Source organism: Chryseobacterium phosphatilyticum (genome assembly GCF_002899825.2).
GTDB classification, from domain to species: Bacteria; Bacteroidota; Bacteroidia; order Flavobacteriales; family Weeksellaceae; genus Chryseobacterium; species Chryseobacterium phosphatilyticum.
Map to the genome: position 1 here is coordinate 282,955 of NZ_PPED02000001.1, position 19,588 is coordinate 302,542.

General features: G+C 35.3%; 19 protein-coding genes and 1 tRNA gene. 8 read left to right on the forward strand and 12 right to left on the reverse strand.

What is annotated here, in order from left to right; genetic code table 11:
* The first annotated feature begins 47 nt into the window (after positions 1–47).
* The 5 genes from C1631_RS01270 (at position 48) to C1631_RS01290 (ending at position 3,457) form a co-directional block, all read left to right on the forward strand.
* On the forward strand, positions 48–965 hold the full coding sequence (locus tag C1631_RS01270) for a hypothetical protein (protein ID WP_123966554.1): 918 nt from the start codon (positions 48–50) through the stop codon (positions 963–965).
* Positions 966–1,166: 201 nt separating this feature from the next.
* Positions 1,167–1,790 carry a hypothetical protein gene (locus tag C1631_RS01275; RefSeq protein WP_103249582.1) on the forward strand — a complete coding sequence of 208 codons (624 nt, stop codon included), beginning with the start codon at positions 1,167–1,169 and terminating at the stop codon, positions 1,788–1,790.
* A complete protein-coding gene (locus tag C1631_RS01280) occupies positions 1,787–2,092 on the forward strand; it encodes a hypothetical protein (protein WP_103249583.1) in 306 nt (101 codons plus the stop codon). Before C1631_RS01275 ends, C1631_RS01280 begins: the two co-directional genes overlap by 4 nt.
* A gap of 171 nt (positions 2,093–2,263) precedes the next feature.
* Positions 2,264–2,662, forward strand: a complete 399-nt coding sequence (locus C1631_RS01285; RefSeq protein WP_103249584.1) for a hypothetical protein — start codon at positions 2,264–2,266, stop codon at positions 2,660–2,662.
* Between the two features lie 6 nt (positions 2,663–2,668).
* Complete coding sequence (locus C1631_RS01290; RefSeq protein WP_109709903.1) at positions 2,669–3,457, forward strand: hypothetical protein; 789 nt, start codon at positions 2,669–2,671, stop codon at positions 3,455–3,457.
* A 17-nt stretch (positions 3,458–3,474) separates the two neighbouring features.
* Here the strand turns inward: C1631_RS01290 and C1631_RS01295 are convergent, their stop codons facing one another.
* From C1631_RS01295 to C1631_RS01315, 5 genes are all read right to left on the reverse strand, one after another.
* Positions 3,475–3,708, reverse strand: coding sequence for a hypothetical protein (locus tag C1631_RS01295; RefSeq protein WP_109709905.1), 234 nt, complete (start codon positions 3,706–3,708; stop codon positions 3,475–3,477).
* A gap of 296 nt (positions 3,709–4,004) precedes the next feature.
* Positions 4,005–4,076: transfer RNA gene (locus tag C1631_RS01300), tRNA-Arg, on the reverse strand.
* A gap of 442 nt (positions 4,077–4,518) precedes the next feature.
* On the reverse strand, positions 4,519–5,364 hold the full coding sequence (locus tag C1631_RS01305) for an alpha/beta hydrolase family protein (RefSeq protein ID WP_228440955.1): 846 nt from the start codon (positions 5,362–5,364) through the stop codon (positions 4,519–4,521).
* Positions 5,365–5,432: 68 nt separating this feature from the next.
* Positions 5,433–5,663, reverse strand: coding sequence for a hypothetical protein (locus tag C1631_RS01310; RefSeq protein WP_109709907.1), 231 nt, complete (start codon positions 5,661–5,663; stop codon positions 5,433–5,435).
* A gap of 53 nt (positions 5,664–5,716) precedes the next feature.
* Positions 5,717–6,826 carry an epoxide hydrolase family protein gene (locus C1631_RS01315; RefSeq protein ID WP_109709908.1) on the reverse strand — a complete coding sequence of 370 codons (1,110 nt, stop codon included), beginning with the start codon at positions 6,824–6,826 and terminating at the stop codon, positions 5,717–5,719.
* Between the two features lie 363 nt (positions 6,827–7,189).
* On the opposite strand from C1631_RS01315, the gene C1631_RS01320 reads away from it, so the two are divergent.
* Positions 7,190–7,831, forward strand: a complete 642-nt coding sequence (locus C1631_RS01320; protein WP_109709910.1) for an NAD(P)-dependent oxidoreductase — start codon at positions 7,190–7,192, stop codon at positions 7,829–7,831.
* A 59-nt stretch (positions 7,832–7,890) separates the two neighbouring features.
* Here C1631_RS01320 and C1631_RS01325 read toward each other — a convergent pair whose 3' ends face one another.
* Both C1631_RS01325 and uvrA read right to left on the reverse strand, forming a co-directional pair.
* A complete protein-coding gene (locus C1631_RS01325; protein ID WP_103249771.1) occupies positions 7,891–8,658 on the reverse strand; it encodes a methyltransferase domain-containing protein in 768 nt (255 codons plus the stop codon).
* 99 nt (positions 8,659–8,757) lie between these two features.
* Positions 8,758–11,550: an excinuclease ABC subunit UvrA gene (uvrA, locus tag C1631_RS01330; protein ID WP_109709912.1), complete on the reverse strand. Its 2,793-nt coding sequence runs from the start codon at positions 11,548–11,550 to the stop codon at positions 8,758–8,760.
* A 540-nt stretch (positions 11,551–12,090) separates the two neighbouring features.
* Here uvrA and C1631_RS01335 point away from each other — a divergent pair.
* Positions 12,091–13,992, forward strand: coding sequence for a TonB-dependent receptor (locus tag C1631_RS01335; RefSeq protein ID WP_228440959.1), 1,902 nt, complete (start codon positions 12,091–12,093; stop codon positions 13,990–13,992).
* Between the two features lie 71 nt (positions 13,993–14,063).
* Complete coding sequence (locus C1631_RS01340) at positions 14,064–14,780, forward strand: DUF2490 domain-containing protein (RefSeq protein WP_109709914.1); 717 nt, start codon at positions 14,064–14,066, stop codon at positions 14,778–14,780.
* Here C1631_RS01340 and C1631_RS01345 read toward each other — a convergent pair.
* The 5 genes from C1631_RS01345 to C1631_RS01365 form a co-directional block, all read right to left on the reverse strand.
* A complete protein-coding gene (locus C1631_RS01345; RefSeq protein ID WP_109709915.1) occupies positions 14,777–15,223 on the reverse strand; it encodes a phosphohydrolase in 447 nt (148 codons plus the stop codon). The genes C1631_RS01340 and C1631_RS01345 overlap by 4 nt on opposite strands.
* Positions 15,224–15,474: 251 nt before the next feature.
* Positions 15,475–15,807 (reverse strand): YegP family protein, encoded by a 333-nt coding sequence (locus C1631_RS01350; RefSeq protein WP_109709917.1) that lies wholly within the window; start codon positions 15,805–15,807, stop codon positions 15,475–15,477.
* Positions 15,808–16,141: 334 nt separating this feature from the next.
* Positions 16,142–17,917, reverse strand: a complete 1,776-nt coding sequence (locus tag C1631_RS01355) for an acyl-CoA dehydrogenase FadE (RefSeq protein ID WP_109709919.1) — start codon at positions 17,915–17,917, stop codon at positions 16,142–16,144.
* 82 nt (positions 17,918–17,999) lie between these two features.
* Complete coding sequence (locus C1631_RS01360) at positions 18,000–19,178, reverse strand: thiolase family protein (protein ID WP_109709921.1); 1,179 nt, start codon at positions 19,176–19,178, stop codon at positions 18,000–18,002.
* A 50-nt stretch (positions 19,179–19,228) separates the two neighbouring features.
* Complete coding sequence (locus C1631_RS01365; RefSeq protein ID WP_103249978.1) at positions 19,229–19,582, reverse strand: four helix bundle protein; 354 nt, start codon at positions 19,580–19,582, stop codon at positions 19,229–19,231.
* Between the last annotated feature and the right edge of the window lie 6 nt (positions 19,583–19,588).

The window sequence follows — 19,588 nt, forward strand, 5'->3', positions numbered from 1 at the left end:
TACTAGCGACATCTTTAACCGCATGCGGACAGAAAAAAAATGAAAATATGAAAACATCTCAGGACATTTATACAATCGAAAAAGAAATAAAACATTTTGATAATCAACCTCATTACGGAGCTTACATTTCTACTAATAATTGTTCTTTTGATATTTTGATTAATGGAATGCCGGTTATAAAATATATGGATACCTCCGGAAGCGGATTGTCAGGATCCTATTTTCCTTTGAATTGGAATATAGCTACAAAAGGAAGTCAGAAGATAACGATTAAGTTGCGCCCGGGATTCAATCAGAATACTAATGTCCTGAATGAAACTTTACATGCTAATTCCGGGGTTCAGATTAAGATTGTAAAATCCATGACCAATAAAGATGGAAGTCTGGGGGATGAAGAAGAAGTTAAAAATTATATTACTCCTCAAAAAGAATTTGAAAATAAAAAGGTAGCATCTTATGATGGTCTCAAGTCTTTTGAAGATCAGTTCACTTTCAACGCCGAAGTTCCCTATAGTATTAATAATTTGGAAACAGCAGAGGTCCTAGTTACTAAAGATGAGCAAAAATTAAAAAAATTAGAAAGTGAAGTTGTTGCAAAATATAATGAAATAAGAAATATTTATATGCAGGGGACTAAGGACGATCTTGCCAGTCTCAACTATAATAAAGAAAAAAGAGTCGCTCAGCAATTATATCTTTCCGATAAAGATATAAAAGAAAGGTGGGATAATGATTATCAGTTCAGAACAGACTCTAACCTTGAGTTTTTTGATTTGAAACCTATTGAAAATTATAAAATGACTTTTTATGCTGATGGTAAAATTGTCTGTCTTGAGAAAATAAACAATGAAAAATCAGCACTTTGGGGTGGTTTTAAAAAGAAAGATAAAGACGTTGTTACAACCACTTATATTTCCTTGTATTTATACCGTCCTAAAAACAGTAATAAACTTGAAATTTATTAGATGAAATAAAGAATATTAATGAACATTTCCTTATTTATCTAGAAGGAAAATGAGAAAGGGGAAAAAAATAAGTTTATGTCTATTTATTTTTTCTGTGCATTATTGGTATTCACCTTATTTCCCTTTTTTATAACTTATATAGATATGCTGTTATATATTCCAAAAGGAACACAAAGCCTGCAAATTATCAGATAAATACAGATGCCTAATAAAAAGCTGCAAAACGACCTCAAAAAAATTCAGGAACAATACCAGGAAAACAAAGGAAAAGCCATGCCTTTGACCCGCCCTACGCTGATGCAAATGGGAATTAATTTCCTATGGGCTGTTTTTAATACGTATATGTTTCTGGAAAATAAAACTGTTGAGAAATCTTCATTTTTCAATTTTTGGGTAATGTTTTTTTTATTGCTGATGAATATTCCTTTGTTTATCTATAAGGAAAATGAGAAAGAGAGTAAAAATAGGTTTGTGGCTGTTTATTTTTTCTGTGCATTATTAGTATTCACTTTATTTCCCTTTTTCATATCATATAATCTGGCAATGGTGTTTACCGTGGCTTCATGGCTGCCCAATTATATTTATTCATATTCTATAAAAGATAAGAAGACTATAGATAGTTTAAAGGGAAATACGGGATGCTTTACCCTCTTTTGGTTGGGACTATTGGTGATGAGCATCATTATAAGTATTTCGGGGCACTCTTTAGGGACCGAAGTATTTCCAAAGGGATACAATTACGGATATCTTATTAATATATTGTATAATCTATTTTTTATAGTATCAATTTATTACTCAGATCGGTATCGAAATATGTCTGTTTGAAAATAGTAAAGGTGCAAACCCTTAATCATAATATGGCTTATAATACTAATCAAGATGGCTGCGCATCCGTTTCTATTTTAATCGTTGCAATTGCTCTATTAATTGGAAATGTTTTATTTCATACTCAGGAAAGCTATGTGATCAATTATTTTGGTCAATCCTATGAAGGAGATATTGTATCTGTAGATAGTATCCATACCGGATATGGCAAGTATAGATTTGAGTATAAAGTAAAACTTCAGAATGCCGGATCAATAAAAATAACGGAAGGTAACTTCAAAAGAAAAACTCATGAAGCCTGACAGCATGTCAAAGTGAAAACTTATAAAGGAAAATCAGAATTTAAGATTCAGGCTCCCAATATATATATTACATTGGTTTTGGCCGGGCTTTTAGTATTTTTTGTTAAGGCTTATTTTGTTTTTAGAAAAACAGATTAGAAGGGAGGTTCAAATTTTAAATGTATCCAACAAATGATCATAAAAAAAACTTTTGCAGCTATTATCCTGTTATTAGGAGCTTTTATCCTATTTGCAATGTATAAATCTTCTTTGCCTATCATCTATGGAACTAAGGTGAAAGCAAATATCATTGGTGTAGACAGTGCGAAGAGTAGGAGGTTTACCTATGTGTATTATCCTGTTATTCAATTGGATCATAATAATCATCGCATTAGATTCACGGATGATAGTAGTAGCGTTGATAAAAATATCAAAAAGTCTGAGATAATGGTATATTATGATCCTCATTATGGCCTAAGTCAAGGATTTACAGTAGTGACAACTACTTTTTTAATTATTGGACTATTAATGTTTATGCTTGGAATATTAGCCTTGTTCACTCTTTTAAAATTTAAAGTTGATCGGAAATAAATAATCATGTTTGGAAATCATATTAAAGAGTATCAATCAATTTATATAAGCATTATTACGATGCTTATTATCCTGTTCCTTTCTTATCGATGGTGGATTAAAGAAAAGAAGCTCAAAAGCTTATTTAAACTCATCATCATCGCAGTAATAGGCTTTATTTTTTATAAAGTAGTCATCTTAGTTGTGTCAGTAAGTGTATATCTGGCTAATACGGCTAAAGATCATCTATTTCCTGAAACAAAGAATGCTATTGTTATAGATTATAAAAAAGAACAAAACCGACGCAAGAAAGGAGCGTTATTCTATCCGGTTGTTACCTATGTGAATGAAGCAGGACATACAACAACAGCTACCGTTGATACCGGATTTGCATATTCAATGGCTCCCAAACTTCAGGAAACAGTAAAAATCGTTACGAATGATAGCAATGATGAGGTAAGGCTTATTACCGATGTGAAAACGATGCTGATGGTGGGAGAGGGGTTGTTTGTTTTCCTGGCAATACTAATTTTAGTGGGAATCACAGAGTATGCCCTTGCTTTGCGTACTGATTATCTTCAGGCATTTGGCCTTGTCAGTGTTTTTTATATTGTCATTCCTCTGATGATCATTGGAGCAGGGTATTTCTTTGGCAGCTCAGCATATAATTATTACTTAAAGAATAATGTTTCAAGCCGTTTCTGGATTCATATCTCTATTGCTGCAGGATGTATTCTTTTCATGATAGGCTATGCCAATATGTTGAAGGAGCAGTTTCGTAAGAGAACCGGAAAAAAGAAAAATTCAAAAAAATAAACGATATCAGATCAATTTCAAAGCGCTTTAAACACTTCAATGATTGCTTCAATAAGCCCTTTTTCTATAGAGTTATCTGACGTATTGTCCGGCAACATTGCCCGTAAGTTTCCTTCATCATCCCGCTCAAAAATCACTTCAACACCATTGACATCAACATAAAATTTGTAACCATAGGTAAAGGTGGCAAGACGCCCATTAAAAAGATATTCCTGACCTTTATAGGTTACGGGGATTTCAAATTCTTCCATTAAATTTTATTTATTGCTCAATTATAAGAAAAGGACTAAAATTCTGCATTAAATCACTTGATAAAACTACAGTGCCTCGGCTGGTGAAAAGGCTTTTAGCGCCCAAATATACAACCTTATTGTGATTTTTTGCAACCTGTATTTTTCAAATCCTATAAGTTTAAGACTGTACTCTTTTGTTCTTTGGGGTGACAAATGTATCATGATTCGCTCTGCTGAGAAGGTTAAGTTCTTCAGTTTTCAGGGGTAAAAGCGGGGTAATATCTCTGCAAGTGCATTGTTTAAACGAAAATTTGCAGCCTCACCAGGGATCGAACCTGGATCTAAAGTTTAGGAAACTCTTATTCTATCCATTGAACTATGAGGCCTTTAAAAAATAAATGTACATATAATTTTTGTTGAATGATGCTTTTAAAAATAAGATGATGCAAAAGATCTTTGTTAAAAAAGAGATATAGAATAAAAGAACCTGCTCTTTAGGAGCAGATTCAGTAGATAAAACATCTCATTTTTTTAATTAGACAACAATAAAAAGCACAGCCGACAATGCTGTGCTTAAATTTTTATTTCAAATTTAATTGCAATTTCAATAGTAGTAAGAAAAGCAAATAAAGTTTCCACTTCGATTATTATTACATAGTAAATGTAGCGATATTTTTAATACGTTGTATGAATTTAATGTTAAAATTCACAAGTTATCCACATTTTATTGTGGATAAGTCTGTAAAACCAATGAAGATGGGCGTTTTGAGACATCTCGTTATTCACATTCATACCATTGTCTATTATTATTGTATAAAAAATAGAAAACTATGATTCTTTAAGATATTTCAGAACAAAATCATTGAGTGTCTTTTTTTCCTCTTCGCTGCCCTTATTATCCATGTGTCCATGATTGATAGAGGTAGGCTGTATGGTTATCTTATACTTTCTCTGCTCCTCTTCATTGGGTAAGACACCTTCATCAGCGGGATAATCATTGGAACGCAAAGAATAAATTTTAGGAATAGAGGTTCTTGGAAGAAGCATTCTGCGGTTATCCATAGTAATAATTTTGTACACCAGATGAGGATGTTGATGAGCAAATAACGCGGTCATGTCGCCACCATTAGAGTGTCCGATGATAGTCAGATGTTTGTAATCAAGATCAGGTTGTGTTTTCTTAAGCTCATTTAAAACAAACAAAATAGTATCAGAACCACTTTGCCAGAAAGGTCTTCTCACCAACTGTAAATTTCCCTCCGTGGGCAAAGGCATATCTGTAGCAAGCTCATGTTGAATACTTACTGTATAAAATCCTTTTGAAGCTAATTTATTGGTTAAATATGAATACACAAAGTAGTCCCCACCTTTATTAAAGCCATATCCATGATTGAAAATAATTACCTGCTGATTGGGGATTTTTGGCTTTGCCTGAGGTTTATAAATAGCAATGGGAATTTTGCGACCCCTGCTTTGATCAAAAAGTGTTAAAGTATCCAGTTTCACCTGATAATTATCGACCGTGGTCATATTTTTCTCTACTGAACAAGCAATAAGAAGTGGGAGAAGGGGAAGGAGATAGATTATTTTTTTATAATACATAATTAAGATGAGCTTATCACAAAAATCTGAATTTTCTGTGAGATAAACAGCTTGTAAAATAATTTTATGCATTGATGTTTTGGAGTTATAAAAAAGAGCAGCCAAAAGCCGCTCTGGAATATCTCTGATACAATGTAGTATTAATATACACATCCGCATCCTGTTTCCCATGGCATGCAATCACGCATGGGCTCATGGCAGCCACCACCTGGATTGCTGCCGCCTGTAGATCTGTAGCAGATTCCTCCACTGCAATAATATGATCCCGTAACAGCAGGGCAATTACCGTCAATGTCACAGTCTGCATAAGCATAATCACCACCACTAATCAATATCAGGTGGCTTCTTTTTAATTTTTTTAAATTCTTCATAGTTATTGATTTTTAATATTTTGTATTTGTTTTTAGAATGACTGTATACTTGTTTATTTTACAGAATAGAAAAAGGATCTGAGTTCATCAGCAAAAACTTTAGGGAGTTCAAGGGCTGCAAAATGCCCGCCTTCATCCATATTTTTAAAGCTGACAACATTAACGAAACGCTCTGCCCATTCTTTTGGGAATTGCGCCTCACGAGGGAATACGGCAATACCGGCAGGAACATTACTTTTTTTAAGAGGCTCACCCCCGCTCCATAACGCAGCAGCATCTTCCTTATACATTTTTGCGGATGAGCCAATGGTTTGGGTTACCCAATAAATCATGATATTGGTAAGAATTTCGTCTTTTCCTCCCATTGCTTTCTCTATTAATTCAGGGGGAGTGCCTGCATTGATAAAACTAATAATCCATGCGGCAAGCCCTACAGGTGAATCATTTAAGCCATATGCCAGTGATTGCGGCTTGGTAGACTGAACCATAGCATAAGCTCCCTCACTATACCACCATTGTTGTACAAACTGGGCAAATTTCTTTTCATCCCCGCTCATACTTTCAGGATCTTCCTGACCCATTGGGTATCCTGCATCCGTAAGGTGAATAGCTTCTATCGTATCAGGGTATTTTGAAGCGAGAGCTTTTACAACTCCCATTCCTATATCGCCTCCTGCGGCACAAAAATTTTTATATCCCAGAATTTCTGTCATCAGTTTTTTCCACAGATCGGCTACAGCTTCACTACTGATGGCTTTCTTATCAGAAAATCCAAAACCCGGAATAGAAGGAATTATAAGGTCAAAACTCTGTTCCCCTTCTGTAAGTAAAGGAATAATCTTATGAAAACGATAATAAGAGTCTGGCCAGCCGTGGGTCAGAATCAAAGGTTTTGGATTGGGGCCTTTTCCTTTTATATATTGAAAATGAATTGAAATACCATCTATGAGTACGGTATATTGAGGATATTGATTCAGTTGTTGTTCATATTTCCTCCATTCATACTCATTTTCCCAATAATTGGTGAGTTCTTTCAGGTACTTTTCGTTGGTGCCATAATGCCAGTCTGAGCCTTCAGCTTCTCCTGGCCATCGGGTATTCCGGATGCGGTTTTTCAAATCGGAGATCACCGATTCGGGAATGTTAACAGTAAATGGTTCCATAATAATATATTGTATTGGTGTAAGTCAATTTTTTATAATGGGTTGATAACAAAACTATTATCAAAGTTAATGACTTTAATTTTTAAATAACGTTTCTGTAACCATAAAATTTTTATTCTTTTTCAATCCTGAAAAAAAATGTATCTTTAAGTCATTAAAATCTCGTAATCAATATTACCCCGTTCAGGACTTATTCTAACCCCTGAAAACTTAAGGCTCAATTTATGAGCCCGGACTAATCATTATCATTAAATAAGGAAAAAACAGTGGAACAGGTATTACCTGTTTCCCTGTATCGATTGTGAAAGACTGTTTATTTGTTTTTTGACAATTGACCTTTATAAACTCCTATATAATTTCATTATGAAAACACATACAGTTGCCGTTATTGGCGGAACCGGAAAATCCGGAAAATATCTAGTACAAAATCTACTTAAGAAAGAATATTCCATTAAACTTTTATTAAGACATCCTGAAGATTTTAAAATAAAAGATCCCCTGATTGAAGTAATGAAAGGTGATGCAAGAGATGAAAAATCAATCAGCTTATTTCTTCAAGGTTGTCATACGGTAATAAGTACACTAGGACAGCCGAAAGGAGAAAAGTCTATATTCAGTGATGCCACCAGCAATATCATTAAAGCCATGGACGAACAGGGCCTTAAAAGATATATTGTAACTACGGGGCTAAGTGTAAATACAGAAGACGACCATAAAAATGACCGTGTAAAAATGGCCACAGAATGGATGCACCAGAATTACCCCGAAACTACTGCAGACAAACAGAAAGAGTACAATCTCCTCACAAAAAGTAACCTGGATTGGACTTTGGTACGATTACCTCTGATTCATCTGACAAACGAAACTTTCACTACTGAAACCAGCCTGATTGATTGTAAAGGTGAAAATATCAGTGCTACTGATCTTGCCCGATTTTTAGTTACTCAAATTGACGACCCGGAGTATATACAAAAAAGTCCGTTTTTGTACAATCTGAATGAGTAGATTTTTTTAAATCCCATGAATAAAGACAGTCACGATTTTGTGGCTGTTTTTATTTAATTTTATTTTTTACGGCCATACATGAGTATTCGTTTAAATGCATAAATAGCAGGATATCGGGTAAACCTATGTGCAATACGCGATTTAAATTCTGCGATAAAACGATCTTTTTGTTCTTTTTTGAGACGTTCAAGATAAGGTAGCAATGCAGTTCCGGAAATAAATGTATACAGAGTCTCACAATCATCAGCAATAATTGGGTATACCTTCTGATATATTTCTATTTCCTGGATTCCGTTATCAAACAAAATCTGAGCATATTCATCCATAGAAAGTACCGGTGAACTGCGGTTGAAATGGTTCAAATAGGATGAATAAGGTTCTTCATCTGCCAGTTGCATCAGGATCTGATTCAGGACATTTTCATTCTGAACGGGCATCTGGATGGCTAGCTGGCCTTCAGGAGATAGAGATCCAATGATTTTAGGAAATAAAGTTTCATGATCATCTACCCATTGCAGGGCTGCATTGCTAAAAACAAGATTCCATTTCTGGCCTGACTCTGCGGCATTTTCAATACTCTGAAGTTTGAAGTGTAGGTTTCCATTTTCATATTTTTTTGATTTTTCAAGCATTTCTGCTGATGAATCAATTCCTAAAAATGTGGAACCTGTCAGTTTTTCAGTTAAAATGGAGGTTTGTTCGCCGGTACCACAACCCAGATCAATGGACTTGATATCGTTTTCCGGCCTGATCAATGCTGCCAGATCATAAAATGGTTTGTAGCGTACATCTTTGTACTGATCGTAAAGCTCGGGATTCCAGGGCATAAAAATAATTTTGAAATGATACTATAAAGATAAGATAATCAATTGTAAAAATAGATTCAAAAATCAAAAAAGCGACTGTCTCAGACGGTCGCTTTTAATTTATTGTTCAAGTTTTTCCTTGATATATTTTGCTGTATAAGACTTTTTATTTTTTGTCAGGTCTTCAGGGGTTCCGGAAAAGACTACTTCACCGCCATGTTTTCCAGCTGCCGGGCCAATATCAATGATGAAATCAGCACATTTGATAATATCAGGCTGGTGTTCAATGACAATCACAGAATGTCCGAGTTCAATCAGAGCCTGAAGTGATTTTAATAACTTTTGAATATCATGGAAATGAAGTCCGGTAGAAGGCTCATCAAAGACAAATAAAGTCTTATCCGTAGTTACTCCTTTTACAAGGAATGAAGCCAGCTTCACACGCTGTGCCTCACCGCCGGAAAGAGTAGAAGAGCTTTGTCCTAACTGTAAATAACCTAGACCCACCTCCTGAAGAGGGCGCAGTTTAGTAACGATTTTCTCTTCATTATTATCTTTAAAGAATGCTAAGGCTTCATCTACGGTCATATGAAGGATATCAGAGATGCTTTTTTCATCAAATTTCACCTCCAGAATCTCACTCTTGAAGCGGGTTCCTTTACATACTTCACATTCCAGCTCGATATCTGCCATAAACTGCATGGAAACATTGATTACTCCCTCACCTTTACATTCGTCACATCTTCCGCCATCTACGTTGAAAGAGAAGTGTTTAGGTTTATAGCCCATCATTTTTGCTACTTTCTGCTTAGCAAAAAGATCACGGATGTCATCATAAGCCTTAAGGTAGGTTACAGGATTGGAACGTGATGATTTCCCGATAGGGTTCTGATCAATCAATTCAATATTTTTGATCAGTTTTTTAGGAAATTCTACAGAATCATAATCTCCTTTTTTTCCTCCCATTCCCAGTTGAATCTGGATGTCGTTGGTTAAAATTTCTTTCATCAACGTAGACTTTCCACTTCCTGAAACTCCTGAAATGACGACAAGGTTTTCTAATGGAATATCTACATCAATATTTTTAAGATTATTCTGACGGGCTCCCTTAATGTGGATCCATTCTTTTGCTTTTCTTCGTTTTTCAGGTACTTTTATTTCCAGTCTTCCGGTAAGGTATTCGGAAGTAAGAGTGTTGGCCTTTTTAAGGTCTTTATAATCCCCTGCAAATACAAGTTCCCCACCAAGATAGCCTGCTTCAGGGCCAATATCAATAATGTAATCAGCCGCTCTCATCACATCTTCGTCGTGTTCTACAACAATGACGGTATTTCCAAGATCACGAAGATTTTTCAATACTTCAATCAGGTTTTCCGTATCCTTTGAGTGAAGACCTATGGAAGGTTCATCCAGTATATAAATAGAACCTACTAAAGAACTTCCCAGGCTTGTGGCCAGATTGATTCTCTGACTTTCACCTCCTGAAAGGGTATTGGAGGTTCTGTTTAATGTTAAATATCCTAAGCCTACTTTTAATAAAAATTCAAGACGGGTAGTGATTTCATATAACAATCTCTTGGCCACTTCCTGATCATGCTCAGACAGTTTTAATCCATTGATTAACGGAGCCAGCTCATCCAAAGGAAGCTCTATCATAGACTGAATATTATGTCCGTCTACCTTTACCCAGCTTGTTTCTTCACGCAATCTCAGGCCTTCACAGGTAGGGCACAGTGTTTTGCCTCTGTAACGGGAAAGCATCACACGATACTGGATTTTGTATAAATTTTCTTCAAGCATTTTGAAGAAATTATTAATGGACGGGAAGCTGCCCTTTCCATCACCTTTCCAAAGGAAATTTTTTTGTTCTTTTGTTAATTGATGATATGGCTTATGAATAGGGAAGTCTCCTGCTTTTTTAATGAAATCTTTTTTCCATTCGCTCATGGTTTCTCCTCTCCAGGAGACAACAGCATCTTCATATACAGATAATGTTTTATTGGGAACTACAAGATCTTCATCAATCCCGATCACTTTTCCATATCCTTCACAGGCAGGGCATGCACCGTATGGGTTATTGAAACTGAAAAAGTGAATGTTGGGCTCAAGAAATTCTATACCATCCAGTTCAAATTTATTTGAAAATTCTTTTACTTTTCCGGTGTCTGTATTTTTTAATGAACAATAACCGCGGCCTTCATAAAATGCCATTTGGATAGAGTCTGCCAATCGTTGCAAAAAGCTTTCGTCTTTTTCATAGGAAAAACGGTCAATCACAAGATTGATCACCATTCCTTTTTCGGGAACGAATCCAAAGCTCTCCAGATCCTCTATTCCTGCAACATTTCCGCTGATTTCAAGTCTCGTAAAACCTGCCAGTTTTAAAATATTCAGCGTTTCCTTGAAATTGTCTGCATTATATTCCAAAGGAGCAGTCAGCAGAAAAGAAGTATCCTTTTTGGAAGCTTTGATAAAATCTACTACATCAGAAACTGAATCTTTTTTTACTTCTTCCCCGGAAACCGGAGAAAATGTTTTTCCGATTCGGGCAAATAAAAGTTTCATATAGTCATAGATCTCTGTAGAAGTTCCTACCGTAGATCGCGGGTTGGACGAGATTACTTTCTGCTGGATAGCAATAGAGGGAGCCAGCCCCTTGATATCATCTATTTTAGGTTTTTCTAATTTGCCTAAAAACTGACGGGCATAAGAACTTAAGCTTTCCACATATCTTCGCTGGCCTTCTGCATAAATCGTATCGAATGCCAGAGATGACTTGCCACTCCCTGAAACTCCCGTAATAACAATCAACTTGTTTTTAGGGATCAGGACGTCTATATGTTTCAGATTGTTAAGGTGGGCATTCTTAACGAAAATCTGTTTTTTAATATCTATTTCTGTAATATTAGCCATATTTTGTTTATTCTAAAAATACCTGTACAGCGTATAAACTGCCAGTATAATGGTGTTTTGTCCCAAAAAGTTCAGAACATGTCATCAATTGAACGTTAAATATATTCTCGACTCTCAGGGAGCATTCTTAAAAATGTTACCAGAATTATTGTTGAAAACGAACACCGTTATCGTAAAATTAAGACCCACAAAATTACGAATTTTTTGGCGAAAATGGTGTGCTTATTCTTTTTCAAAATTATCTATAGGTAAAGCCGAAAAAAGAGTTTTTTGGAGGAGGTAAGGTCATGAAAATAAGGCGGATATGTTTTATTTTTTTAGAATTATCTTGTTTTTTATGTTTATTTTTATTGTAATATAGCCTATTTTGCAATTTTCATTATGTTTTTGCATTGGGGTATTGTTTTATGTTTTAAAATTATTTAAAATTGTATTCATAAATATGTAATATAGAAATGAGAAAATTATTCAGAGATCTAGTTACGCATTTAATGAGAAAAAGATAAAATTTTCTCCCTCAGAACCAGATGTAGCATTTCGATGTTACATCTTTTTTATGACAAGTATCATTTGGCTGTCTTGATGAACTCTCTTACTTTTGAGTCCTTTAAAGAAACTACGGAAACGATTATGATCAAAAAGATAGGAAGTGTTTTTTTTGTGAGCTCTTTGCTTTGGGTAAATGCACAGGAAAAAATTACAGATATTGAAAGCGTTGAATTTCAGGGAAAATTTATTTCAACCCCCTATAAAAGTGCCAATCAGAATATTACAGTTATTAGCAGAAATGACATTGTGAATTCGCCGGCTAAAAGTATAGATGAAATCCTTCAGCAAGTTTCCGGAATGGATATTAGAAGGAGAGGAGCAAACGGAGTGCAGAGTGATATCACTTTCCGTGGAAGTTCTTTTGAGCAGGTTTTATTATTACTGAATGGAATCAGAATGAATGATTCACAGACAGGACATAATAATATGAACATCCCTGTTGATCTGGATGATGTTGAAAAAATAGAAGTGATAAAAGGCCCTGCTGCCAGACGATTTGGCCAGAATGCCTATGCCGGCGTTATTAATATCATTACAAAACCTACCCCGGGAAAAAGAGTGAAGATCAATGCGGAAGGTGGTGATTACAGCTCTTATGCTTTAGGGTTTAATGCACAAATAGGAAATGAAAAATTTTCAAATTCTCTTCAGGCAAACTCTTCTTCTTCACAAGGCTACATGTATAACACAGATTATGAGATCAGAAATGCCTTCTATCAGGGCAAACTAAATATTAAAAACGGAGATCTGCGACTTCAGGCTGGTTTTTCAGAAAAAAAATTCGGAGCAAATGGGTTCTATTCATCCAGCAAAGCGACAGAGCAATATGAGGAAATGCAGGCTTCAATAGTAAGTATAGCGCATCAGCAAACATTTGGAAAATTGAAGTTGAGCTCAAACGCTTACTGGAGAAGAGGACAGGATATGTATCTGTTTAACCGCCAAAAACCTGAGATCTACAGAAATATGCATATCGGGAATAATATTGGGGGTGAAGTGAATTCAAGCTATCAATGGGGACTAGGAACAACAGGAATAGGTGTTGAACTGAGAAAAGAGTTTCTGGTAAGCAGTAATTTGGGAAATCCTAATCGTTTTGTATCTCAGGTATTCTTTGAGCATCATTTTTCATTGTTGGATAAAAAACTGAATATCAGCCCGGGAATTTCCTGGGCCAATTATGCAAAAGAAGGGAACTTCTTTTATCCAGGACTTGACGTAGGATATAGCTTCAATGCCAACAGTAAAGTATATGGAAATATTGCCAAGGTACATCGTATTCCTACTTTTACAGAGTTGTATTACGTAAGCCCGACTGAAGTTGGAAACCCTGACTTGACTCCTGAGAATGCCATTTCATCGGAAGTGGGTTATCAGTATCAGAACAATAAGATTTTAGCTAAGGTAAGTGGGTTTTTAAGGAATTCAAACAATTCTATAGACTGGGTAAAAAAAGATCCGAATGGTACAGTTTGGTATGCTCAAAATGTTGGAGATATTAAAGTCAAAGGGATAGAGGCTGAGTTGAACCACAAAGTAACCGATTGGTTAAAATATATGGTAGGATATACCTATCTGGATAGTAGATATCAAAACTCCAATGAAGTGGTATCAAGATATATTTTAGATAATCTCAGACATCAGCTTATTTCAAAATTAGAGACTAAATTTCTTAATGGTTTTACCAATGAGGTTGTTTATAGATATAATAAAAGGGTAAATCAGGGAAGTTATCATCTTCTTGATGAAAAATTGAGCTATAGCCAAAAGGATTATTCTGTGTATGTGTTGATTAACAATATTACCAATACAAAATACACAGAAGCTTTTGGGGTAGCAATGCCGCAAAGGTGGTTCCACATTGGGTTTTCTTACACAATAAATATTAAGTAGATGTTAATTTGATATGAATGAAAGTTAATATTAACAAATTGTTAAAACATATACATTTGCAAAAATTTTTTATGAAACGTCTTTTAGGTTTAGGTTTACTACTTGGTATTTCTTTTTTCAAAGCACAGGAACATGTTTCCAGCTTCAATGCACTGACTCTGACCTATAAGTTTCATCCAAAGTTTTTTCTTTATGCAGAAGGGCAGCTCCGTGGCAACGAAGACTATACATATCCCGATTACTATGAGATAAAAGGAGGTATCGGGTATAACCTGACTAAAAATCATAAACCATTTGTAGGACTTGGAAGGTATGTTAATTACAAAGACCACAAACTGAGCCGGGAAGAGTTCAGGGTATGGCTTCAGGATGTTATTGATCTTAAGAAAGGTATTGTTAAGTTTGAAAACCGGTTTAGAGTTGAAAAGAGCTGGTTTTATGAGCCGCAAACTGATAAAACATCCCAAAGAATGCGTTATCGTTATCGTTTAAATGTAAGTGTCCCTTTAAATGCAAAAACAATCAAAAAAGGGACTGTTTTTGCAAATGTATATGACGAAGTTTTCGTAGTCACTCCAATGAAACCCAGCTTTGCCAGAAACAGAGTTTATGGTGGGTTTGGTTACCAGATCGATGAGCACTTCGGGGTTCTTGCAGGATATCTTTGGCAACGTGAATTCGAAGCAAAAGGAAACAAAAATTTACATTTTGTTTACCTTGCTTTGAACATCAATATTGATGATACAGATCATCACGTGAAAACCTATGATTTCCCTGGGGCAGATTAATATTTCTCTATCAGGTATCGATATGCTTTCAAATATTTATTAAATCTTTTGATGTCCTTAGGAGTAAGCTCCCGGTTTACTCTTCTAAGGTCCATATTATCCCGAAGATCGTTTAACTTTACTGCAATGGCAAGTGGTGATCTCTCTGTTCTTTTGACAAATTCATCATAATCTTCTTCAGGATCAAATTTAGTCAGACAACTTATGGCAAAAATGATATATTCCGGGAATCCTTCTGTTCGTAAATAATCCAGACTGAATTCTAAAGGATGATCTTCTACCACATCATGCAGTACTCCTACGATTTTCTCATCCATGGTTTTACCATATTCCATAACACGCATAACGTGAGCAATATAAGGAGCGTGGTATTTATCAGTTTGACCTTTATGTGCCTTATCGGCAATTTTTATAGCTTTATTGAGTAATTCTTCTTTTGTCATTTTTCTATGAAAATAGTATACAAAAATAAAAAATGCTTTAAAAAGACATGATATTTTTTAATATTATTTTACACCATTTTTTAAGCCTTACAAATAATTTTTAAAAGTAAATATGTTTTTTTTGAAATCAGGAAATTACATCATCACCAGGGAAACAGAGGAAGGAATAATTGATAAAATATAGGTAAGGTAACGTATTTTGGTATACAAAAACAGAAAGGGTTAATAAAGAAATTAACCCTTTCTGTTTTTTACTCATTTTCTTCCTCAACAGTGGCGTTAGGAGCATTGTTTTTTACGGATTCTATTCCGTTTTCCATGCCGTTATCCGATTCGTACATTTGACTGGTTCCTATAATCTGACCATTTCCTGCCTTAAGATTAAAATAACATCTGTTGTCTTTAGCCGTATTTCTTTCAAATTTTGAATCATCCTGTGAGTTTGTTTTCACAGATGTGATTCCGTTTTCACATGATGATTTTGAATTGTATCCCTGACTGGTTAAAATAACCTGTCCGTTTCCCGCTTTCAGATTAAATTGAAAGTCACCATTTGTTCTTTTTGAAATAATAAATTTTCCCATGATAATAATTTTGGATTATTTGTTTTGATTATTTTGAATGATCTGGCCATTTGATTTAAATTTTAAGCCTATCAGAGTTAAAGTAAGAAATTAACATTCTATGTAAAAAATGAACTTGCATCTTTCTTTGCATTATAGGAATAATAGCAAATAGTATGAATGAAAGTGATTGTATTCTCATGTGTGCTTTAATTTTAATTAAAAATAATAATTTTTTTTGAATTTTTCACAATTTTAAAAAATCAACCTTTTGAATATCACAGTATTGAATAACAAGCAAATAAAAAGCGTCTCACTAATGAGACGCTTTGAATCAAATTTATGTTATAAGAGACTAATAAGTTCCTTTTTCAATATAATGAGCTGCTACCTTTTCAGTTAGTGCTACTACGTTTGGATGATTAGTATACTTAGTGAATCTTCTTAATCCGGAAAGCATCATTCTCTGCTCATCTCCTTCAGCGAAAGAAATAATTCCTTCCTTAGCTGCTACGATGATTTTCTCAACAGCTTTGTAAAGGTTCAATTGTGCCATAGCAGCTTCTACAGAATCAGGAGAGAAGTGTTTTTCCGCTCTTAATATTGCAGATTCTGCCATATAAATCTGGTTAAGGATTTCAGAAGCATTCAACAACAGATGTTGTTGTTTTTCAATATCCATCATGAATTTTTGAAGTGCAGCTCCGGAAACCATTAAAAATACCTTTTTAAGATTTGCAATAATTGCTTTTTCTTCACTCATGAATTCTGAATAATCAGGAACTTCAAATGAAGGAATACCCATCAATTCTTTACTGATCGCCATAGCAGGAGATAAAAGATCCAATTCTCCTTTCATTGCTCTTTTGATCAACATTCCAACAGCTAATAATCTGTTGATTTCGTTAGTCCCTTCATAGATTCTTGAAATTCTTGAATCTCTCCATGCAGCTTCCATTGGAGTATCTTCAGAGAATCCCATACCTCCATATACCTGGATTCCTTCATCAGCAGTGTGCTGTGCAAGATCAGAAACAAATACTTTAAGGATGGAACATTCTACTGCGAATTCTTCAACACCTTTTAGTTCTGCTTCCTGATGGCTTAATCCTCCGGCTACCAATTCATTGATTTTATCTTCAACATTTTTTGCCGCTCTGTAAGATCCTGCTTCACTTACGAAAACTCCGGTTGCCATTTCAGCCAATTTCTTTCTGATTGCTCCAAAAGTTGAGATAGCCACTCCGAATTGTTTTCTTTCGTTAGAATACTGGATAGAGTGATTTAAGATCCTTCTTTGTGCATCAAGACAAGCTGCTGCCAATTTGATACGGCCTACGTTCAATGCATTTAAAGCGATTTTAAAACCGTTATTTCTTTCTCCTAAAAGATTCTCCACTGGGATTTTCATATCATTGAAGAATACCTGACGGGTAGAAGAGGCACGAATTCCTAGTTTGTGTTCTTCTTCTCCGAAAGTCAGGCTAGCAGGGTTTTCAAGTTCAGATCTGTTGACTACAAAACCTGTGATGTTTTTATCATCATCAATTTTAGCAAATAATGTAAATGTGTCTGCAAATCCTGCATTAGAAATCCACATTTTTTGTCCGTTGATGATATAATGTTTCCCGTCTTCCGAAAGTTTAGCTCTTGTTTTTCCAGAGTTGGCATCAGAACCAGCATCAGGCTCTGTAAGACAATAAGCCCCGAATTTCGTTCCTGTTGCTAAATCCGGAAGGTATTTTTTCTTTTGTTCCTCAGTTCCGTAAAGAACGATAGGAAGAGTCCCGATTCCTGTATGTGCTCCATAAGCTGTAGCTAATGAACCCGTAGTTCCGGAAATATAATCACAAGCAAGCATTGTTGTTACAAATCCCATTCCGAGACCACCATATTCTTCAGGAACAGCAATTCCTAACATACCCATTTCACCCAACTTACGCATTGTCTCTTCAGTAAATGCATAATCTTTCTTCTCAAAACGCTCTTTTTGAGGAACTACTTCTCTGTCGATAAATTCTTTCGCAGAATCACGAAGCATTTTTTGTTCTTCATTCAGCTCTTCAATACTGAAAATTTCGTTTGCAGGAATTTGTTTGATCAGAAATTCCCCGCCTTTTAATGTAGCCATATATTATTTTATTTTTTTTGAGATTGTTTAGAAAATAGACGTGTTATGGTGTCTATTTTCTCTCTGTCTATGATCGTATTGTCTATAAAAGTTCAAAAATCGAAGCTGCTCCCTGTCCGGTTCCTACACACATAGAAACCATTCCATATTTGTTGCCACGTTTTCTCATTTCGTCAAGAAGTTGAACAGTCAGTTTTGTTCCCGTACATCCAAGCGGATGCCCAAGAGCGATTGCTCCTCCGTTTACATTTAAGATGTCAGGATTTAGACCCAATTCTTTCTTAATCGCTACTGATTGAGAGGCAAAAGCTTCGTTAAGTTCAATCAACTCAATATCTTTTAACTCTAAGCCTGCCTGTTTTAAAGCTTTTGGAATAGCATAGATAGGTCCCATTCCCATGATTCTTGGCTCAAGACCAGCGGCTGCATAAGCTACTAATCTTGCCTCTGGTTCCAGCCCTAGTTCTTTTACCATTTCTTCACTCATTACCATTACGAAAGCAGCACCATCACTCATCTGAGATGAATTTCCAGCCGTTACGCTTCCTCCATTGGCAAATACAGGTCTTAATTTCGAAAGTCCGGCTAAAGAAGTATCAGCTCTTGGCCCTTCATCCACAGAGAAATCAAACTTTTTAGTCTGCATTTTCTGGTTTTCATCCAGGAAATTGTATTCAACAGGAATCGAGACAATCTGATTGGCAAATTTTCCTTCCTGATTGGCTTTTAAAGCTTTCATATGAGATTCAAAAGCAAACTGATCTTGTTCTTCTCTCGTAATATTATATTGCTTTGCTACTTCTTCTGCAGTATAACCCATTCCCCAATAGTAATCAGGGTTTGTTTTCGCAATATCTGTTTCCGGAACAGGTTTGTACCCTCCCATTGGAATATACGACATGGATTCTGTACCTCCGGCGATAATACAATCTGCCATTCCGGCCTGTATTTTTGCAGAAGCAATGGCAATGGCCTCACTTCCTGATGCACAATATCTGTTTACCGTTACTCCGGGAACTTTATCCGTATTCAATCCCATTAAAGAAATCAAACGGGCAACATTCAGACCTTGTTCAGCTTCAGGCATTGCATTTCCCACGATAAGGTCGTCAATTCTGTTTTTATCTAATTGCGGGAGTTCAGCCATTAATTTTTCAATAACGGTAGCCGCCATTACATCGGGTCTTGTAAATCTTAAACTTCCTTTTGGAGCTTTTCCAACGGCAGTTCTGAATCCTTTTACTATGTATGCTGTTTTCATTTTTTCTTGTATTAAAGTATTTATGTAAAATGTATTTATGATTAAAATGTTTAAGTATTAAATTTCTGCTTCAACTTTGCCAGCATATTTTGTATATGCTTGATTTCTGAATAAATAATATTAAAATCATCATCTTTAAAGAAACCTAAATCATTGGCAATTAATATCTGGGTTTCAAATTCAAATGAAGAGCCTAATGCTATATTTAAGAAATGTGAAAACTGAGCATTTGTATCTCTGCCTGCTCCTTCAGCGATATTAGAAGGAATTGAATATAAACTTCTTCTTGACTGGGAGGTCAATCCGAACATTTCATCTTTTGGAAAACTGTTTGAGGCCAGATAAAATATTTTACAAAGCTTCATCGATTTTGTCCAAACTTCTAAATCTCTAAAATTATGCATCGTGAA